This is a genomic window from Rhodopseudomonas faecalis (assembly GCF_003217325.1).
Taxonomy (GTDB): domain Bacteria; phylum Pseudomonadota; class Alphaproteobacteria; order Rhizobiales; family Xanthobacteraceae; genus Rhodopseudomonas; species Rhodopseudomonas faecalis.
Genome location: NZ_QJTI01000004.1, coordinates 174,099 through 191,356, shown reverse-complemented (window position 1 = coordinate 191,356; position 17,258 = coordinate 174,099). Strand labels below are relative to the sequence as shown.

18 protein-coding genes and 1 pseudogene are annotated in these 17,258 nt (G+C 62.8%); 17 read left to right on the top strand and 2 right to left on the bottom strand.

Going from position 1 to position 17,258, the window contains the following annotated elements:
- The 3 genes and pseudogenes from BJ122_RS05705 to BJ122_RS05695 form a co-directional block, all read left to right on the top strand.
- A pseudogene (locus BJ122_RS05705) lies at positions 1-291 on the top strand (methyl-accepting chemotaxis protein); the annotation flags it as partial.
- A 295-nt stretch (positions 292-586) separates the two neighbouring features.
- Positions 587-742 (top strand): light-harvesting antenna LH1, beta subunit, encoded by a 156-nt coding sequence (gene pufB, locus BJ122_RS05700; protein WP_027278317.1) that lies wholly within the window; start codon positions 587-589, stop codon positions 740-742.
- Positions 743-767: 25 nt separating this feature from the next.
- Positions 768-947: a light-harvesting protein gene (locus BJ122_RS05695; protein ID WP_110780144.1), complete on the top strand. Its 180-nt coding sequence runs from the start codon at positions 768-770 to the stop codon at positions 945-947.
- A 275-nt stretch (positions 948-1,222) separates the two neighbouring features.
- On the opposite strand, the gene BJ122_RS05690 is transcribed toward BJ122_RS05695, so the two are convergent.
- Entirely contained in the window at positions 1,223-2,875 is a 1,653-nt protein-coding gene (locus BJ122_RS05690) for a long-chain fatty acid--CoA ligase (protein WP_110780143.1), read from the bottom strand.
- A gap of 213 nt (positions 2,876-3,088) precedes the next feature.
- Entirely contained in the window at positions 3,089-3,892 is an 804-nt protein-coding gene (locus BJ122_RS05685) for a biotin/lipoyl attachment domain-containing protein (RefSeq protein WP_110780142.1), read from the bottom strand.
- A 334-nt stretch (positions 3,893-4,226) separates the two neighbouring features.
- Between BJ122_RS05685 and BJ122_RS05680 the strand changes: the two genes are divergently transcribed.
- The 14 genes from BJ122_RS05680 to nifK all read left to right on the top strand — a co-directional run bounded on the left by BJ122_RS05680 (position 4,227) and on the right by nifK (position 17,230).
- Entirely contained in the window at positions 4,227-5,030 is an 804-nt protein-coding gene (locus BJ122_RS05680) for an SDR family NAD(P)-dependent oxidoreductase (RefSeq protein ID WP_110780169.1), read from the top strand.
- A gap of 316 nt (positions 5,031-5,346) precedes the next feature.
- Positions 5,347-7,089, top strand: a complete 1,743-nt coding sequence (nifA, locus tag BJ122_RS05675) for a nif-specific transcriptional activator NifA (RefSeq protein ID WP_110780141.1) — start codon at positions 5,347-5,349, stop codon at positions 7,087-7,089.
- Between the two features lie 220 nt (positions 7,090-7,309).
- Positions 7,310-7,504: a 4Fe-4S binding protein gene (locus BJ122_RS05670; RefSeq protein WP_027278313.1), complete on the top strand. Its 195-nt coding sequence runs from the start codon at positions 7,310-7,312 to the stop codon at positions 7,502-7,504.
- 656 nt (positions 7,505-8,160) lie between these two features.
- Positions 8,161-9,717: a nitrogenase cofactor biosynthesis protein NifB gene (nifB, locus tag BJ122_RS05665; RefSeq protein WP_110780140.1), complete on the top strand. Its 1,557-nt coding sequence runs from the start codon at positions 8,161-8,163 to the stop codon at positions 9,715-9,717.
- Between the two features lie 8 nt (positions 9,718-9,725).
- Complete coding sequence (locus BJ122_RS05660; protein ID WP_110780139.1) at positions 9,726-9,950, top strand: 4Fe-4S binding protein; 225 nt, start codon at positions 9,726-9,728, stop codon at positions 9,948-9,950.
- Between the two features lie 10 nt (positions 9,951-9,960).
- Entirely contained in the window at positions 9,961-10,314 is a 354-nt protein-coding gene (locus tag BJ122_RS05655; protein ID WP_110780138.1) for a HesB/IscA family protein, read from the top strand.
- A 2-nt stretch (positions 10,315-10,316) separates the two neighbouring features.
- The gene (locus tag BJ122_RS05650; protein WP_110780137.1) at positions 10,317-10,853 is read left to right on the top strand and encodes a tetratricopeptide repeat protein; all 537 of its coding nucleotides are present in this window, start codon (positions 10,317-10,319) and stop codon (positions 10,851-10,853) included.
- Between the two features lie 54 nt (positions 10,854-10,907).
- The gene (locus BJ122_RS05645) at positions 10,908-11,201 is read left to right on the top strand and encodes a nitrogen fixation protein NifZ (RefSeq protein WP_027278309.1); all 294 of its coding nucleotides are present in this window, start codon (positions 10,908-10,910) and stop codon (positions 11,199-11,201) included.
- The gene (locus BJ122_RS05640) at positions 11,201-11,431 is read left to right on the top strand and encodes a nitrogen fixation protein NifZ (RefSeq protein WP_181418881.1); all 231 of its coding nucleotides are present in this window, start codon (positions 11,201-11,203) and stop codon (positions 11,429-11,431) included. Before BJ122_RS05645 ends, BJ122_RS05640 begins: the two co-directional genes overlap by 1 nt.
- Before the next feature lie 32 nt (positions 11,432-11,463).
- Positions 11,464-11,667 carry a putative nitrogen fixation protein NifT gene (nifT, locus tag BJ122_RS05635; RefSeq protein ID WP_103012361.1) on the top strand — a complete coding sequence of 68 codons (204 nt, stop codon included), beginning with the start codon at positions 11,464-11,466 and terminating at the stop codon, positions 11,665-11,667.
- A 9-nt stretch (positions 11,668-11,676) separates the two neighbouring features.
- Positions 11,677-12,576, top strand: coding sequence for an SIR2 family NAD-dependent protein deacylase (locus BJ122_RS05630; RefSeq protein WP_110780136.1), 900 nt, complete (start codon positions 11,677-11,679; stop codon positions 12,574-12,576).
- Positions 12,577-13,165: 589 nt separating this feature from the next.
- The gene (nifH, locus tag BJ122_RS05625; protein WP_110780135.1) at positions 13,166-14,065 is read left to right on the top strand and encodes a nitrogenase iron protein; all 900 of its coding nucleotides are present in this window, start codon (positions 13,166-13,168) and stop codon (positions 14,063-14,065) included.
- Positions 14,066-14,144: 79 nt separating this feature from the next.
- Positions 14,145-15,605 carry a nitrogenase molybdenum-iron protein alpha chain gene (gene nifD / locus BJ122_RS05620; RefSeq protein ID WP_027278304.1) on the top strand — a complete coding sequence of 487 codons (1,461 nt, stop codon included), beginning with the start codon at positions 14,145-14,147 and terminating at the stop codon, positions 15,603-15,605.
- Positions 15,606-15,673: 68 nt separating this feature from the next.
- Positions 15,674-17,230, top strand: a complete 1,557-nt coding sequence (gene nifK / locus BJ122_RS05615; RefSeq protein ID WP_110780134.1) for a nitrogenase molybdenum-iron protein subunit beta — start codon at positions 15,674-15,676, stop codon at positions 17,228-17,230.
- The last annotated feature ends 28 nt before the right edge of the window (positions 17,231-17,258 follow it).

Sequence of the window (17,258 nt, the reverse complement as noted above, 5' to 3'; positions counted from 1 at the left end):
GCCATCAAGGAAATCGGCCAGACTATTAGCCGGATGTCGGAAATTGCCTCGACCATCGCCTCGGCGGTCGAAGAGCAAGGCGCCGCCACCCAGGAGATCGCCCGCAACGTGCAGGAAGCGGCGCGCGGTACTCAGCAGGTGTCGTCGCATATTTCCGACGTGCAGCGCGGCGCCAGCGAAGCCGGCTCGGCTTCCAGCCAGGTGCTGACGGCGGCCCAGGCGCTGGCGCAGGACAGCAACCGGCTCAAGGTGGAAGTGGCGCGCTTCCTCGATACGGTGCGCGCGGCCTAAGACGCTGCGAGCGGCTGCGGCTCTGACCACTCAGAGCGGCAGCCCTCGACCGGCCGAGCATGGCATCGAAATACCGCGGCCCGCCGCTCCCTGGGGAGTTGGCGGGCCGTTTTTGTCCGGATGATCCATATTGGACCCGAGAACGGTTCTAAGTTACCGTAGATTTCCACTTTGGCTCACGAAAATTTGTTCTAGCTCAATGTTCTCGTGATCGGACTGGGTAAGGTCAGCAGCGATTGAGGGCCGCGACAACGTGGTTCTCGGATCAAACACAAATTCTCTGACGAGGTTTACAATGGCAGACGATCCGAACAAGGTCTGGCCGACCGGCCTGACGATCGCGGAGTCCGAAGAACTCCACAAGCATGTGATCGACGGTACCCGCGTTTTCGGCGCGGTGGCGATCTTCGCTCACTTCCTCGCCTACGTTTACACCCCCTGGCTGCACTAATCAGTCGGATTGAGGAGTAGAGAAAATGAATCAAGGTCGTATTTGGACCGTTGTGAAGCCGACCGTTGGTCTGCCGCTGTTCTTGGGCAGCGTTGCCGTGATCGCGATCCTCGTTCACGCCGCTCTGCTGTCGAACACCACCTGGTTCCCGAAGTACTGGAACGGTAAGGCCGCTGCGGTCACCTCGCAGGTGAACGCCGGCTAATACCGCTCTCTGGAGCCGTATTGCAGGGACCGGGCCCCATGGGGTCCGGTTCTTTGCGTTTGGGGGCAGTGATCTGGTCATCGAGTTCGCGCTGGCCCCATCGTCGCGGTTAGCACCGGCGACGAAAAACCCCGGCGCGCTGCACGCACCGGGGTCTGGGAAGGTGTCGAATTTGGTCGTAAGGACTCGATCAAATCCGAGATGCCCAGCGAAATAATTGACGCTGAACAATTACCGCTGCAGCCCTCGGCCCGCGTGCGGCCGAGCGAATGCCCTCAGCCTGCGGCCAGCGCCTGTTCTGCCGCCGGCGGCGCGTAATCCTTGAAGCGCTCGCGTAGCACCATCTTCTGCACCTTGCCGGTGCCGGACATCGGCATCTCGTTCAAGAACTCGATCGCGTCCGGCAGCCACCAGCTGGCGAGCTTGGGTCGCATATGGTCGAGCAGCGTCGCCTGATCGAGCGTCGATCCCTGGCGGCGCACCACCAGCAGCAAAGGCCGCTCCTGCCATTTCTCATGCGGGATCGCGATCACCGCGGCCTGCAGCACGTCGGGATGCGACATCGCGATATCCTCGAGCTGGATCGAGGAAATCCACTCGCCGCCCGATTTGATCACGTCCTTGGAACGATCGGTCAGGGTGACGTGGCCCTGCGGGTCAATCACCGCCATATCGCCGGTGATCAACCAGCCGTCCTGGTCGAGCCCTTCGGTTGATTTGAAATAGCCCGACGCCACCCACGGGCCTTTCACGCGCAGATGACCGACCGATTGGCCGTCATGCGGCAGTTCGCGCTCCTGCTCATCGACAATGCGCAGCGCGGTACCAAAGCAGGCGCGGCCGGATTTCATGCGGCGCGCGATCCGCTCATCCGGGGATAGTCCGGCCGAGCCGGGGCGCAGGCTCGGCATGGTGCAGCCGAGCGCCTCGGTCATGCCCCAGGCCTGGGTGTAGGGCAGGCCATAGTCGCGATCGAGCTTGCTGACCATCGCCATCGACGGCGCCGATCCCGAGGACAGCGTGGCGCGCAGCGTCGAGAATTTGTTGCCGGTGCGGCCGAGCCAGTCGAGCAGGATCAGCCAGAAGCTCGGCACGCCGGCGGTGATGGTGACGCCTTCGCTCTCGATCAGCTCGAACAGCTTGTCAGGCTCGTAGTTGCGGCCCGGCAGCACCAGCTTTGAGCCGGTATAGGGCGCGGTGAACGGCATGTTCCAGCCATTGCCGTGAAACAGCGGCGCCATCGGCATCATCACTTCCCGCACCCCTTCCTGATGCCCGGGGATGAAGTCGAATTGCGAGCAGGTCATGGTCTGCAGGATCGCCGCGCGATGCGAATAGACCACGCCCTTGGGATTGCCGGTGGTGCCGGACGTGTAGCAGATCGTCGACGCCGATTTTTCGTCAAAGCTCGGCCAGCTGAATCCGGTGTCATCCTCGGCGTCGATCAGGTCTTCGTAGCACAGCACGTTGCTGAGCTTGGTCTCCGGCATGCGATCGCGGGCAGCCATCACCACGATGCCCTCCACCGTGGTCAGTTGTGGCAAGATCGCTTCCACGATCGGCAGCGTCAGTCGATCGACAAACAGCAGCCGATCCTCGGCATGATTGATGATGTAAACGAGCTGATCAGGGAATAGCCGCGGGTTGATGGTGTGCAGCACGATGCCGACACCGGGCGCGGCGTAAAACATCTCAAAATGGCGATGGGTATTCCAGGCCAGCGTGCCGACCCGGTCGCCCGGCTTGATGCCCAGGCGCTGCAGCGCCAGCGCCATCCGCTTGATGCGCGGATGCGCATCCGCATAGGTGTAGCGGTGCACATCGCCTTCGATTTCGCGGGCGACGATTTCGGCGTCGCCGTGATATCTGGCGGCATAATCGATCACGCCGCTGAGCAGCAACGGCACGTCCATCATCAAGCCCTGCATGTCATTCCTCCATCTGTCTTTTATGTATTTTTCAGCGCGTTCCGGCTGTTAACCGGCAGCGTGACAGAGCTGTTGAAGGACTGACTTGTGTCAAGTAGCTGCTACCGCAAGCGTGATGCGCCGCGGGCGTTATGTCGCAAGGCGTTCAGTTAGCTGCTATGCAATGCTGCGCGCATGTGCTGCGCTGCGAAAACCTCGCTGCAAAGCGATCAGTCAGGCCGGAAACCGGGGCTCCGGTACGGCGTGAACCGGCGCTGCGACGTCGCGGATCAGCGGCGTTTCCAGGGTTCGCATCAGCGCGCGCGCCACCGCGCGATTGCCGTCGTCGATGCCGCTCCATTGCGCATGGCGGCCGCGCGGATCGACCTCCAGCAGCGTCGTTCCGGCGGCGACCGCCTGGCCATCGCGCACCACGCCGCGCAGCACGCCGGCGCAGGGCGCGCGCAGCGCGTTGTCGTCCAGATAGCCGACCACCATGCCGCAGCGGATCGGTTCCCCGATTTGCAGCGCGCAGTGCCAGCGCCCGCCGCGCGCCGCGGCCGCGCAGCAATGAGCATCGAGCATGCCGAGGTCTGGCACCTCGACCGCGGCATCACAATTGGCGGCCGCGACAAAGCCGGCGCCGAGGCCGACGCTGAACCGCGCCAGCCGCCGCAGGTCGGGCCGCACCCGCCACGGCTGCAGCCTTGCGTCGATCAACAGATCGATCGGCCCGGCCGGCATCAGGTCGGGCAGGCCGAGCCAGGTGACCTGCACGAGGTCCGAATGGCGCAGCGCATTGGCGATCTGCACGCCATTGTCGGCCCGCTCGGCACGAATCTGTTCGAGCTTGGCGCTCTCGTTGAACAGCGCGTCGTAGAACGACATTTTGCGGCGCAGAACCGGATAGTCATCGTCCTGCGACATCACCACATTGTAGGCGGCGCGGTGCAGGACCACGGCAATCGCCGAGGCGGTTTCATTGGTGCCAAGGATGACGGCGGTTCGTCTCCTTGCGGCGTGGCCTGATCGCTGCATTCCACTCACCCCGGCTGTTGGTCATCGTGCTGTTGGCCGATGCTAACCGTCAATCAGCATACAACTAGCAAGACGCGGACCATGGTGCGCCGCGTCATTTCGGTAAGGCGATGCTGACTTGTCGCGGTGATCGTCACAAGTACGACGGCGTTGTCGGCTAACGAACAGCTTGGCGGCACGTTGATGTCGGCTCCGAGACAAATCAGTCCACACCCGCCCTGATCAGCATTGGCGCAATTCGTGCAATGGGCGGTGTTGTGATGGCGGATCGCCGCCAGCGAGGGGAGCAACGTCAGTGGGAAGCGTCAATCCGGGGCACTATGCGGAGCAAGCGATCCCGGTTGCGGGGCCGCCTGGCGGCGCCTGTCCGTTCCATCGCGATCAGCATGACAGCCGCGCCGGGCGTCAGAAGACCCTGGTGTTGACCGGTGCCTCGCGTGGCATCGGCCATGCCACTGGAAAGCTGTTTTCGGATGCTGGTTGGCGGATCATCACCTGCTCGCGGCAACCGTTCCGTGACGACCGTTGTCCGTGGAGCAACGGCATCGAGGATCATGTCGAGGTGGAACTCGGCGATCACGGCGGGCTGCCGCGCGCCATCGCCGCACTCAAGGAGCGACTCGGCGGTGCGCCGCTCCATGCCTTGATCAACAATGCGGCGATCTCGCCGAAGGGGCTGGACGGCGAACGGCTGAGTTCGCTGAACACCCCGATCGGAACCTGGATGAGCGTGTTCCATGTCAACCTGCTGGCGCCGATCATGCTGGCGCAGGGGTTGTTCGATGAGCTACGCGCCGGCAGCGGTTCGATTATCAATGTGACATCGATCGTCGGCTCGCGGGTCCATCCGTTCGCCGGCTCGGCCTATGCCACCTCCAAGGCGGCGCTGGCCTGCCTGACCCGCGAGATGGCGCATGACTACGCGCCCTATGGCATCCGGGTGAACGCGATCGCGCCCGGCGAGATCAAGACCGACATCCTGTCGCCCGAGACCGAGGCGCGGCTGGCGCCGACCATCCCGATGCGACGAATCGGCACGCCTGACGAAGTGGCCAAAGTGATGTTCTTCCTGTGCTCGGAGGCAGCGAGCTACGTCACCGGGGAGGAGATTCACATCAATGGTGGGCAGCACGTGTGAACGAACTACCTCGTTGAGCGCCTGGGGTGACAGTTATTCCGCGCTGCGGTGTAGTACTGCGGTAGTTAGGCGGCCGCCGCCGCTTATTTGGGCGGCAGTGGCCGCAGCGCCTTTGAACGACGTGTGACACGGTTCCCGCGCTGCGGGTTTGCCGTGTTGTTTCAGAGTGTTGGTCGGTGACTGCGCGGGGGTGGCGCAGCCTGTCATTTGCTCACCACTGCGTTCAAGTTGTGCACGACATCTGTTGCAAGCTCAGGCACTATTGTTCAAGGCTCGAACTTAGCAGTCAGAGGCGGGTCGAGCCTGGAGAGAGACCATGGCCTACCCCGACGCACGTGTCGCATCGCAACCGCAGGCGCATTCAGCTGCGCCGATACCGCTGAGTGAGATCGCTCTCACCGGCATCTTCGAAATATCGAAGATCCTGACCGCGCCGGCGCGGCTGGAAATCACCCTCGCCAACGTCGTCAACCTGCTGCAGTCGTTCATGCAGATGCGGCACGGCACGGTGTCGCTGCTCGCCGATGACGGCGTGCCTGATATCACCGTGGGCGCCGGCTGGAACGAGGGCACCGACGGCCGGTATCGCGCGCGGCTGCCCGGCAAGGCCATCGACCAGATCATCGCCACCTCGGTGCCGCTGGTGGTGGAAAATGTCTCGGCCCATCCGGTGTTCAGCGCTGCTGACGCCGCCGCGCTCGGCGCCACCAACGAGACAAGGGTGTCGTTCATCGGCGTGCCGATCCGCATCGATTCCCGGGTGGTCGGCACGCTGACCATCGACCGGATTCGCGACGGCAGCTCGATCTTCCGGATGGATGCCGACGTCCGGTTCCTGACGATGGTCGCCAATCTGATCGGCCAGACCGTCAAGCTGCATCGGGTGGTGACCCGCGATCGCGAACGGCTGATGGCGGAGAGCCATCGCTTGCAGAAAGAGCTGCTCGAACTGAGGCCGACCCGCGAGCGCAAGAAGGTGCGCGTCGATGGCATCATCGGCGAAAGCCCGGCGATCCGCCGGCTGCTGGCCAAGGTCAGCGTGATCGCCAAGTCGCATTCGCCGGTGCTGCTGCGCGGCGAGTCCGGCACCGGCAAGGAGCTGATCGCCAAGGCGATCCATGAATTGTCGGCGCGCGCCAACGGCCCGTTCATCAAGGTCAATTGCGCGGCGCTGCCGGAATCGGTGCTGGAGTCCGAATTGTTCGGCCATGAGAAGGGCGCGTTTACCGGCGCCATCAATGCCCGCAAGGGCCGGTTTGAGCTGGCCGACAAGGGCACGCTGTTCCTGGACGAGATCGGCGAGATCTCACCGGCGTTCCAGGCGAAGCTGCTGCGCGTGCTGCAGGAGCAGGAGTTCGAGCGGGTCGGCGGCAATCACACCATCAAGGTCAATGTCCGCGTGGTCGCGGCCACTAACCGCAATCTGGAAGAAGCGGTGGCGCGCAACGAATTCCGCGCCGACCTGTACTACCGCATCAATGTGGTGCCGATGATCCTGCCGCCGCTGCGCGATCGGCCGACCGACATCCCGCTGCTGGCCAGCGCGTTTCTGGAAAACTTCAACAAGGAGAACGAGCGCGAGCTGGCATTCGACGGCGAGGCGATCGAGCTGCTGAAAGGCTGTTCGTTCCCCGGCAATGTCCGCGAGCTGGAAAACTGCGTGCGCCGCACCGCGACGCTGGCGCCGGGGCCCTCGATCCATGCCGACGACTTCGCCTGCCATCACGACGAGTGTTTGTCGTCGATCCTCTGGAAGAGCCACACCGAACAGCGCTCGACGCCGCGGCCGCCGCCGGAAGTGCCGCTTGAGGTTGCTTCGCTCGGTCCGGCTGAGCCGCGTCCGCTGGCGCCGAGCCGGCCGATGGTGGTGCCGCCGGCCGCGCCAGCCAGCAGCGGCGAGATCAGCGACAGCGCGCTGTTGTCGGAACGCGATCGCCTGATCGATGCCATGGAGCGCTCCGGCTGGGTGCAGGCCAAGGCAGCGCGGCTGCTCGGCCTGACGCCGCGCCAAGTCGGCTACGCGCTCAAGAAGCACGACATCGAGGTCAAGCACTTCTGACAATCGCGGGAGGCGTAGCTTCCTGCGATTGCGTCCCAGTTGATCGTCTCATATCGCTCAACCGACATGGCTGTTGTCGTACATCCGACAGCGCCAGCGTTCGCTGACGGCGGTTTCAGCGGCGAAAAGCCAGGTTTGGCTGCTTGAGATCGACAAATGGCGAGTTGGCACGCGGCTTGAAGGAGATGGATCAGCTCATGCCATCCAAGGGAGTTTGTCCATGGCTTACAAAATCGTCGCCTCGCAGTGCAGCGTCTGTGGCGCCTGTGAGTTCGAATGTCCCAACGCGGCGATCTCGCTGAAGCGCGAGATGTATGTGATCGATGCCAGCAAGTGCACCGAATGCGCTGGCCAGTTCGACAAGCCACAATGCGCCGCGGTGTGCCCGGTGGAAGGCACCTGCGTGCCAGCGTAACGCTGGTCGCAACGCTGGCCGCGCATACGCGGCAAGCTGATCTGATCTCCTCGATCGCCCTGCATCGGCTCTGATGCGGGGCGATGTCTTTTGAGAGGCGATTTCGTTCGCCGCAATCTCGTCAGTGGCGATTTCGTTAATGGCGATATCGTGTGATACCAACGGCTCCTACCATTGACTCGTCATGCCCGCGCTTGTCGCGGGCATCCACGTCTTGAAGGCGCTGCAAGATCAAAGACGTGGATGGCCGGGACGGAGCCCGGCCATGACATGCGGATGGGGTGGTATCAATTTCCGTTGGTATGGGAGCTGCGTTGCCGCCTCCGGTCGCATCGGCTCTCGCGTCCATAGCCATGATGCCCGGCGATCAGTCCGGCGATGAGATGGCGCGGCCATCGATGCTGTTTCGTTCAAGCGCTGCGGCCATGACGTCGCTCTGAACAACCATGCGCCGCCAGCGTACGCAGATGTCACCTTTGCAACAGCTGCGCCTGTCGCATGCACAAGGGCTGTCGGCATCGCGACAGGCCACTTCTCGAAAACCTCGCATTATCAACGGGCTGCTCTCGTTTGGCGGGCTGGCATACGACTTGCGTAGTCAGTGCTGACCAACCAGGGAATGAACGCGCCCGGCGCGGCAGACAACGAGGACGGACATGCAGAAGCTGGCACAACTGCTCGAGTTTGGCGCATCAGGACCGGCTCCGCTCAGCGAGCTACGCAAGCAGCTCGGAAGCGGCGGATGTAGCAGCCAGGGCGGCGCCGGCAAGAGTGGCTGCGGCTCGGCCGCGGGGCAGGGCGATCTGCCGCCGGAGATCTGGGCGAAGGTCAAGAACCATCCCTGCTACAGCGAGCAGGCCCATCATCACTTCGCGCGCATGCATGTCGCGGTGGCGCCGGCGTGCAACATTCAGTGCAACTACTGCAATCGCAAATATGATTGCGCCAACGAATCCCGTCCGGGCGTGGTCAGCGAAAAGCTGACACCGGAACAGGCCGCCAAGAAAGTGATCGCGGTCGCCTCGCGGGTGCCGCAGATGACGGTGCTCGGCATCGCTGGCCCCGGCGATCCGCTCGCCAATCCGGACAAGACTTTCAAGACCTTCGAGCTGGTGTCGGCGGCCGCGCCGGATATCAAGCTGTGCCTGTCGACCAACGGTCTGACGTTGCCTGATCACATCGACCGGATCGCGGCGCTCAAGGTCGATCACGTCACCATCACCATCAACATGATCGATCCGGAGATCGGCGCCAAAATCTATCCGTGGATCTTCTACAATCACCGCCGTTACCACGGCGTCGAAGCCGCCAAAATTCTCAGCGAGCGGCAATTACTCGGCCTGGAGATGCTGACCGCGCGCGGCATTCTGGTGAAGGTCAATTCGGTGATGATCCCGGGTGTCAACGATCAGCACCTGGTTGAAGTCAACAAGGCGGTGAAGGCGCGCGGCGCGTTCCTGCACAACATCATGCCGCTGATCTCGGCGCCGGAGCACGGCACTGCGTTTGGTCTCGCCGGCCAGCGCGGCCCGACCGCGCAGGAACTGAAAGTGCTGCAGGATGCCTGCGAAGGCGAGATGAACATGATGCGCCATTGCCGGCAGTGCCGCGCCGACGCGGTCGGCCTGCTCGGCGAAGACCGCAGCGATGAGTTCACCAACGCCAAGGTGGAAGAGATGGAGGTCTCGTACAACCTCGCCGCGCGCCAGGCCTATCTTGCCAAAGTGGAGGCCGAGCGCGACGCCATCGCCGAAGCCAAGAAGGCCGAGCTGAAGACCCTCGATGATGAAGCCAGCGGCATTGCCATTCAGGTCGCGGTGGCGACCAAGGGCGGCGGGCGCATCAACGAACATTTTGGCCACGCCCACGAATTTCAGATCTACGAGGTTTCGACCGCGGGCGCGAAATTCATCGGCCATCGCCGCGTCGATCTGTATTGCGAGGGCGGCTATGCCAGCGTGACCGGCATCGAGCCGATCCTGAAGGCACTCAACGACTGCACCGCGGTGCTGGTGGCGAAGATCGGCATCTGTCCGAAGGATTCGCTGACGGGCGCGGGTATCGAGGCGGTCGAGAGCTACGCCTTCGAATTCATCGAGACCTCGGTGATCGCCTATTTCAAAGATTATCTGCGCCGGGTCGGCCAGTCGGAAATTCGCCATGTCGTGCGCGGTGATGCCGCGATCCGGCAGGGCGCGTTCACCGAGGCATAGGAGCGGGCATGGCTTACCGGATCGTCGCCTCGCAATGCACGTCATGTTCGGCTTGTGCGATCGAATGCCCGAATGCTGCGATCTTTGAAAAGGGTGGCAGTTTCGCGATCGACGCCAGCAAATGCACCGAATGCATCGGTCATTACGACGTGCCGCAATGCGTCGCAGTCTGTCCGGTTGACCATACCTGTAGCATCGACAGCGCAGTGCCGCGTTATCAAGCGCCAGCCTAACGAGGGGACCATGGCCTTCACGCTCACGCCGTCTGCCGACAAGTTCATCCGCCGGATGTTGCGGTTCAGTTCAGGGGCAAGCGGCTTCCGGCTCGCGGTGAAGGCAGGCGGCTGTTCGGGATTAGCCGCGCAGTTCGATGTCGAGACCGGCCCGCGCGCCGACGACGAGGTGGTGATGATCGGCGATCTGCGGCTGTTCATCCCGAAAGACAGCCTGGCGCTGCTCGACGGCGTGGTGGTCGATTTTCTGGAAACGCCGACCACCAGCGGCTTCATGTTTCATGATCCAAAAAAGACCGGCTGCAGCTGTGGCGACGACGTCGTCAAGCCGACCCACACGCCGCACCAGCTGCGGGAGATCTGATCATGAATTCAGCGGCGGGCGACGATCAGGCGATGTTCGGCCGCGATGCGGCGCTCGCCAGCGCGCTATTGGGGGCCGGCCTGCCGGCGGCGGCCCAGCAGCATCTCGATCAGGCGGCGGCGCTCTATCACCGTGCCGAGCTGGCCGAACAGCATTTGTGCGAGGCGCTGGCGCTGGCGCCGGATCACGCCGCGGTGCTGATCGGGCTCTATCGGTTCTTCTTCTATAAAGGCCGGCTGCACGAAGCGCTGGAACTGGCGTGCCAATGCTTGATCAAGGCAGCGCGCGATAACAACCTGCCGCTCGACTGGCACTGCGTCCATGCGACTGACGCAGCGTTCTCCGATTTCGGCGCGGCGCTGCCGCGATTCTATCTGTTCAGCCTAAAGGCCTACGCTTACTTGCAGATGCGGCTTGGCGATCTCGACGAGGCCCATGCCGCAATCGGCAAGCTGCTCGAACTCGATCCATCCGACAAGATCAATGCCAAGCTGCTGCTCGGTGTCTGGGAGCGGCGGGAATATGGCGATGATCAGTGACGGCACCTACCGCCGGCCGCCTTGCGGCCGCGGCAATCGAAGCGAGGGAGTGCGATGAGCAACATCATCCGTGACAGCGATGAAGTCGAACTCGACGGTCCGCCGGCGTTCGAATACGGACAAAAGGTGCGCTCGCGCCTCAACATCCGCAATGACGGCACCTTCCCCGGCAAGGAGATCGGTGACCTGTTGGTGAAGAAAGGCGATGAGGGCTACGTGGTCTCGATCGGCACGTTCTTGCAGCGTTACTATATCTACGGCGTCGATTTCGTCACCGCGGGGCGCCGCGTCGGCATGAAGGGGCGTGAGCTGGTGTCGGTCGAGCCGGCCGTACGGGAGGGCGTGTGATGGGCGAGCCGCGTTATCAGTGGGGACAGCGGGTCAAGGCGTCGATCGATCTGTGCAATGACGGCTCGTTTCCGGATCAGCCGGATGGCGCGCTGCTGGTGCCGACCGGCGACACCGGCGAGATCGTCAATATCGGCTTTCACGTGGAGAGCAACACCCCGGTCTATTTGGTCGAGTTCGGCGCCAGCCGGCTGGTCGGTTGTCTTGAAGATGAGATCATTGCGCTCTAGCCGCAGGGGCGGCCAACAAGGAATGACAAGTTATGAAAGTGATGATTCGGAAGGGCGCGCAGGGGCAGCTATCGGCCTATGTGCCGAAGAAGGATCTGGAAGAACCGATCGTGGCGATGGAAAAGCCGGAGATGTGGGGCGGGCAGATCACGCTCGCCAATGGCTGGCAGCTCGAATTGCCAGATCTGGCCGCTGATACCCGGCTGCCGATCACCGTCGAAGCCCGCAAGCTCTGAGCGCGTAACATGACCGCAGCCTTTGCCGACATCCTCGATCAACTGCGTATTGGCCGTGTCGTGCCCTATCTCGGGCCGGGCGTGCTGCGGCTCGCGGGCGACGCCTGTGCCGTGCCGGATTCGGCCGAGCAATTGGTGGCGCAACTCACCACCAAAGTGAAGGTGCCGCACAAGCTGCGCGGCAACCTCACCAGCGCCGCGCAATATATCGAGAACTTCAAGCATCGCGTCACGCTCAACAAGATGATGACCGAGGCGTTCGCGCCGGACATGGCGCCGACGGAACTGCACCGCGCGCTGGCGGCGCTGCCGCTGCTGCCGTTGGTGGTGCACGCCTGGTATGACGACCTGCCGCAGCGCGCGCTGGCGGCGCGCCGCAATTGGGGCCTGGTGCAGGGTGTCAGCCAGACCGCGCATTTCGGCCGCTGGTTCAACTATTTTCGCGCCGATGGCAGCGCGGTGCCGGAACCGCCGCCGGCGCTGGTCACCGACGACACCACCATTTTTGCGCGGCCGCCCGCCGAAGTCGCGGGATGGTTCACGCTGCTCTATCAGCCGCTCGGCTCGGTGCGGCCGGCCGGCAATTTCCTGATCTCCGACAGCGACTATGTCGAAGTGCTGACAGAGATCGACATTCAAACGCCGATCCCGCTGCCGGTGCAGGAGCTGCGCACCGGCCGTCACTTCCTGTTCCTTGGTTGTCGCTTTGCTGAACAGCTCGAGCGCAGCTTCGCCCGGCAGATCATGAAGCGCTCGTCCGATCGCCATTGGGCGCTGCTGACGGAACCACCGACCCGCAATGAAGCGCGCTTTCTTGAGGAGCAGGGCATCACGCGCATCGACGCCAGCCTGTCTGAGTTCGTCGCCGCGCTGACCAGCGCTCAGAGTGTCGATCGCGCGACAGTGTAATCGTCGCTTCTTCGACGAATACCAACGACGATTGCTACCACCCCCTCCGCACGTCATGGCCGGGCTCGTCCCGGCCATCCACGTCTTTGATCTTGCGACGATTTTAAGACGTGGATACCCGCGACAAGCGCGGGTATGACGATCATTGATACGACCTGATGGTTTAAGTTGAGCAATGGCCGGGCTTGTCCCGGCCATTGTCGTTTTCGGCACGTGATGATGCGTAGTTTCCGCCCTGTGGCATGTCGGACAGCACAGAACTGCTGCCATCGTCAGCGGTGGCATCATGTTGTTTCCTTTCGGACAGAGCGATGCGGCGATGTCGCGTGCCAGGGGCCGATGTCGGATTTGAAACAACAGCCTGATCCTGCCGTGCTTCCCAGCTAACCACCTCAATTAGAACGATTTTTAACTCGCTCCAGGAGTTGGCACGGGCGTTGCAAATCTCTGGTTCAGCAAGGCGATGCGTTGTTGTCCGAGCCGCGAAAGCAAGGAGCAACGTCCGCATCTGAGCCGTGCGGCGCTTTTAACGGAACTCACTGCGCAACGCGCATCACTCAAACGGTTCACGGGCCAACGGAGAGAGAACATGGCAGCACTTCGGCAAATCGCATTTTACGGCAAGGGCGGCATCGGCAAGTCGACGACCTCGCAGAACACGCTCGCGGCGCTGGTCGAGATGGGTCAGAAGATCCTGATCGTCGGCTGCGACCCCAAGGCGGACTCCACCCGTCTGATCCTCAACACCAAGCTGCAGGACACCGTGCTGGCGCTCGCCGCCGAAGCCGGTTCGGTCGAAGACCTCGAACTCGAAGACGTGATGAAGATCGGCTACAAGGGCATCAAGTGCACCGAAGCCGGTGGTCCGGAGCCGGGCGTCGGCTGCGCCGGCCGCGGCGTTATCACCGCGATCAACTTCCTGGAAGAGAACGGCGCCTATGAGGACGTCGACTACGTCTCCTACGACGTGCTCGGCGACGTGGTGTGCGGCGGCTTCGCGATGCCGATCCGCGAGAACAAGGCCCAGGAAATCTACATCGTGATGTCCGGCGAGATGATGGCGCTGTACGCCGCCAACAACATCGCCAAGGGCATTCTGAAGTACGCCTCCTCGGGCGGCGTCCGCCTCGGCGGCCTGATCTGCAACGAGCGCCAGACCGACCGCGAGCTCGATCTCGCCGAGGCTCTCGCTGCCCGTCTCGGCTCCAAGCTGATCCACTTCGTGCCGCGCGACAACATCGTGCAGCACGCCGAGCTGCGCCGCGAGACCGTGATCCAGTACGCGCCCGACAGCCAGCAGGCCAAGGAATATCGCGCGCTGGCCACCAAGATCCACGCCAACTCCGGCAAGGGCACCATCCCGACCCCGATCACGATGGAAGAGCTGGAGCAGATGCTGCTCGACTTCGGCATCATGAAGTCCGACGAGCAGCAGCTCGCCGAGCTCGCCGCCAAGGAAGCCGCCAAGGCGGCCGCTGCTTCCGCCTGATCAACACGCGTCTGACCGGCCCGGCTGCTTACGGGCAGCCGGCGCCGCGAGCGACGATCCCGCGAAACGAGGTATGACCATGAGCTCTGCGATCGCAGCCACCACCGACGAAATCACGGCGCGCAACAAGGAACTGATCGGGGAGGTCCTCAAGGCCTATCCGGACAAGGCAGCGAAGCGCCGCGCCAAGCACCTCAACACTTATGAATCCGGCAAGCCCGATTGCGGGGTCAAGTCGAACATCAAGTCGATCCCCGGTGTCATGACCATCCGCGGCTGTGCCTATGCCGGCTCGAAGGGTGTGGTCTGGGGTCCGATCAAGGACATGATCCACATCAGCCACGGCCCGGTCGGCTGCGGCCAGTACTCCTGGGGTTCGCGCCGCAACTATTATTACGGCACCACCGGCGTCGACACCTTTGGCACGATGCAGTTCACCTCCGACTTCCAGGAGAAGGACATCGTGTTCGGCGGCGACAAGAAGCTCGGCAAGATGATTGACGAGATTCAGGAGCTGTTCCCGCTCAATGGCGGCATCAGCGTGCAGTCGGAATGCCCGATCGGTCTGATCGGCGACGACATCGAAGCGGTGTCGAAGGCCAAGGGTAAGGAGCACAACAAGACCATCGTGCCGGTGCGCTGCGAAGGGTTCCGCGGTGTGTCGCAGTCGCTCGGCCACCACATCGCCAACGACGCGATCCGTGACTGGGTGTTCGAAAAGAGTGGCGACAAGCTCGCCGCGTTCGAATCGACCCCGTACGACGTCGCGATCATCGGCGACTACAACATCGGCGGCGACGCCTGGTCGTCCCGCATCCTGCTCGAGGAGATGGGTCTGCGCGTGATTGCGCAGTGGTCCGGCGACGGCACCCTGGCCGAGCTGGAAGCGACGCCGAAGGCCAAGCTCAACGTGCTGCACTGCTACCGCTCGATGAACTACATCACTCGCCACATGGAAGAAAAGTTCGGTATACCGTGGGTCGAATACAACTTCTTCGGGCCGAGCAAGATCGAAGCGAGCTTGCGCGAAATCGCCAGCTACTTCGACGACAAGATCAAGGAAGGTGCCGAGCGCGTGATCGCCAAGTACCGCCCGATGGTCGATGCGGTGCTCGCCAAGTACCGTCCGCGCCTCGAAGGCAAGAAGGTGATGCTCTATGTCGGCGGTCTGCGGCCGCGCCATGTGATCGGCGCCTATGAAGACCTCGGCATGGAAGTGGTCGGCACCGGCTACGAATTCGCGCACAACGACGACTACCAGCGCACCACGCATTACATCAAGGACTCGACGCTGATCTATGACGACGTCACCGGCTACGAGTTCGAGAAGTTTGTCGAGAAGGTGCGTCCGGATCTCGTCGGCTCGGGCATCAAGGAAAAGTACATCTTCCAGAAGATGGGTGTGCCGTTCCGCCAGATGCATTCGTGGGACTATTCGGGCCCGTATCACGGCTATGACGGGTTCGCGATCTTCGCCCGCGACATGGACATCGCGATCAACTCGCCGATCTGGAAACTGACCAAGGCGCCCTGGAGCTGAGGCGCAGACCCGCTGCTCCCGGCGCCAGCCGGGAGCCAAGCCAACGATCTTCTCGGAAAGAACACGTCATGACCCAGAGTGCGGACAACGTCATCGATCACGCCGTCCTGTTTCGCGAGACCGAATATCAGGACATGTTGAAGGCCAAGCGGAAGAACTTCGAAAAGGCGCCGTCCGATTCCGAAGTCGACCGAATCCGTGAGTGGACCAAGACTCCGGAATATCAGGAAAAGAACTTCGCCCGCGAGGCGCTGTGCATCAACCCGGCCAAGGCCTGTCAGCCGCTCGGCGCGGTGTTCGCCGCGGTCGGCTTCGAAAAGACCCTGCCGTTCGTGCATGGTTCGCAGGGCTGCGTCGCCTATTATCGCAGCCATCTGTCGCGTCACTTCAAGGAGCCGACCTCGGCGGTGTCCTCGTCGATGACCGAAGACGCCGCGGTGTTCGGCGGCCTGAACAACATGATCGACGGCCTGGCTAACGCCTATGCGCTGTATCAGCCGAAGATGATCGCGGTGTCGACCACCTGCATGGCGGAAGTCATCGGTGACGACCTCAACGCCTTCATCAAGAATGCCAAGGAAAAGGGCTCGGTTCCGAACGAGTTCGACGTGCCTTACGCGCACACCCCGGCCTTCGTCGGCAGCCATGTCACCGGCTACGACAACGCCATCAAGGGCATCGTCGAGCACTTCTGGGACGGCAAGTCCGGCACCGTGGACAAGCTCGAGCGCAAGCCCAACGAGTCGATCAACTTCATTGGCGGTTTCGACGGTTACACCGTCGGCAATCTGCGCGAAGTGAAGCGGCTGTTCGACACCATGGGCGTCAGCTACACCATCCTCGGCGACACCAGCGACGTCTGGGATACCCCGACCGATGGCGAATTCCGGATGTATGACGGCGGCACCACGCTTGAGCAGGTGACCAATGCCGTGCACGCCAAGGCCACCATTTCGATGCAGGAATTCTGCACCGAAAAGACCCTGGCGACGATTGCCGAGCATGGCCAGGAAGTGGTCGCGCTCAACCATCCGGTGGGCGTCACCGGCACCGACCGCTTCCTGATGGCAGTGTCGCGGCTGACCGGCAAGGCGATCCCGGAGGCGATCACCAAGGAGCGTGGCCGGCTGGTCGATGCCATCGCCGACTCCAACGCCCACATCCACGGCAAGAAGTTCGCGATCTTCGGCGATCCGGATCTCTGCTACGGCGTTGCCGAGTTCCTGCTCGAACTCGGAGCTGAGCCGACCACCATCCTGGCGACCAACGGCAACAAGGCCTGGGAAGCCAAGGTGCAGGCGCTGCTCGACTCCTCGCCGTTTGGCAAGGACTGCAAGGTGTACGCCGGCAAGGACCTTTGGCACCTGCGCTCGCTGCTGTTCACGCGGCCGGTCGATTTCCTGATCGGCAACACCTACGGCAAGTATCTCGAGCGCGACACCGGCACGCCGCTGATCCGCGTCGGCTTCCCGATCTTCGACCGGCACCACCACCACCGTGCGCCGATCTGGGGCTATCAGGGCGGCCTGAACCTCCTGGTCAAGATCCTCGATAAGATCTTCGACGAGTTGGACAAGAACGTCGTCGCTGGCGTCAACGACATCAGCTTCGACCTCATCCGCTGAGGACCACAACCTAACCGACCAACGGACG

What these genes read in the sequence shown, in the direction of transcription:
- nifT (WP_103012361.1), top strand. Translation starts at nt 11,464, where the DNA reads ATGAAAGTGATGATTCGGAAGGGCGCGCAGGGGCAGCTATCGGCCTAT.
- BJ122_RS05660 (WP_110780139.1), top strand. Translation starts at nt 9,726, where the DNA reads ATGGCTTACCGGATCGTCGCCTCGCAATGCACGTCATGTTCGGCTTGT.
- BJ122_RS05655 (WP_110780138.1), top strand. Translation starts at nt 9,961, where the DNA reads ATGGCCTTCACGCTCACGCCGTCTGCCGACAAGTTCATCCGCCGGATG.
- nifD (WP_027278304.1), top strand. Translation starts at nt 14,145, where the DNA reads ATGAGCTCTGCGATCGCAGCCACCACCGACGAAATCACGGCGCGCAAC.
- nifB (WP_110780140.1), top strand. Translation starts at nt 8,161, where the DNA reads ATGCAGAAGCTGGCACAACTGCTCGAGTTTGGCGCATCAGGACCGGCT.
- pufB (WP_027278317.1), top strand. Translation starts at nt 587, where the DNA reads ATGGCAGACGATCCGAACAAGGTCTGGCCGACCGGCCTGACGATCGCG.
- BJ122_RS05685 (WP_110780142.1), bottom strand. Translation starts at nt 3,892, where the DNA reads ATGCAGCGATCAGGCCACGCCGCAAGGAGACGAACCGCCGTCATCCTT.
- BJ122_RS05640 (WP_181418881.1), top strand. Translation starts at nt 11,201, where the DNA reads ATGGGCGAGCCGCGTTATCAGTGGGGACAGCGGGTCAAGGCGTCGATC.
- BJ122_RS05690 (WP_110780143.1), bottom strand. Translation starts at nt 2,875, where the DNA reads ATGCAGGGCTTGATGATGGACGTGCCGTTGCTGCTCAGCGGCGTGATC.
- BJ122_RS05645 (WP_027278309.1), top strand. Translation starts at nt 10,908, where the DNA reads ATGAGCAACATCATCCGTGACAGCGATGAAGTCGAACTCGACGGTCCG.
- nifH (WP_110780135.1), top strand. Translation starts at nt 13,166, where the DNA reads ATGGCAGCACTTCGGCAAATCGCATTTTACGGCAAGGGCGGCATCGGC.
- BJ122_RS05670 (WP_027278313.1), top strand. Translation starts at nt 7,310, where the DNA reads ATGGCTTACAAAATCGTCGCCTCGCAGTGCAGCGTCTGTGGCGCCTGT.
- BJ122_RS05630 (WP_110780136.1), top strand. Translation starts at nt 11,677, where the DNA reads ATGACCGCAGCCTTTGCCGACATCCTCGATCAACTGCGTATTGGCCGT.
- BJ122_RS05695 (WP_110780144.1), top strand. Translation starts at nt 768, where the DNA reads ATGAATCAAGGTCGTATTTGGACCGTTGTGAAGCCGACCGTTGGTCTG.
- BJ122_RS05650 (WP_110780137.1), top strand. Translation starts at nt 10,317, where the DNA reads ATGAATTCAGCGGCGGGCGACGATCAGGCGATGTTCGGCCGCGATGCG.
- nifK (WP_110780134.1), top strand. Translation starts at nt 15,674, where the DNA reads ATGACCCAGAGTGCGGACAACGTCATCGATCACGCCGTCCTGTTTCGC.
- nifA (WP_110780141.1), top strand. Translation starts at nt 5,347, where the DNA reads ATGGCCTACCCCGACGCACGTGTCGCATCGCAACCGCAGGCGCATTCA.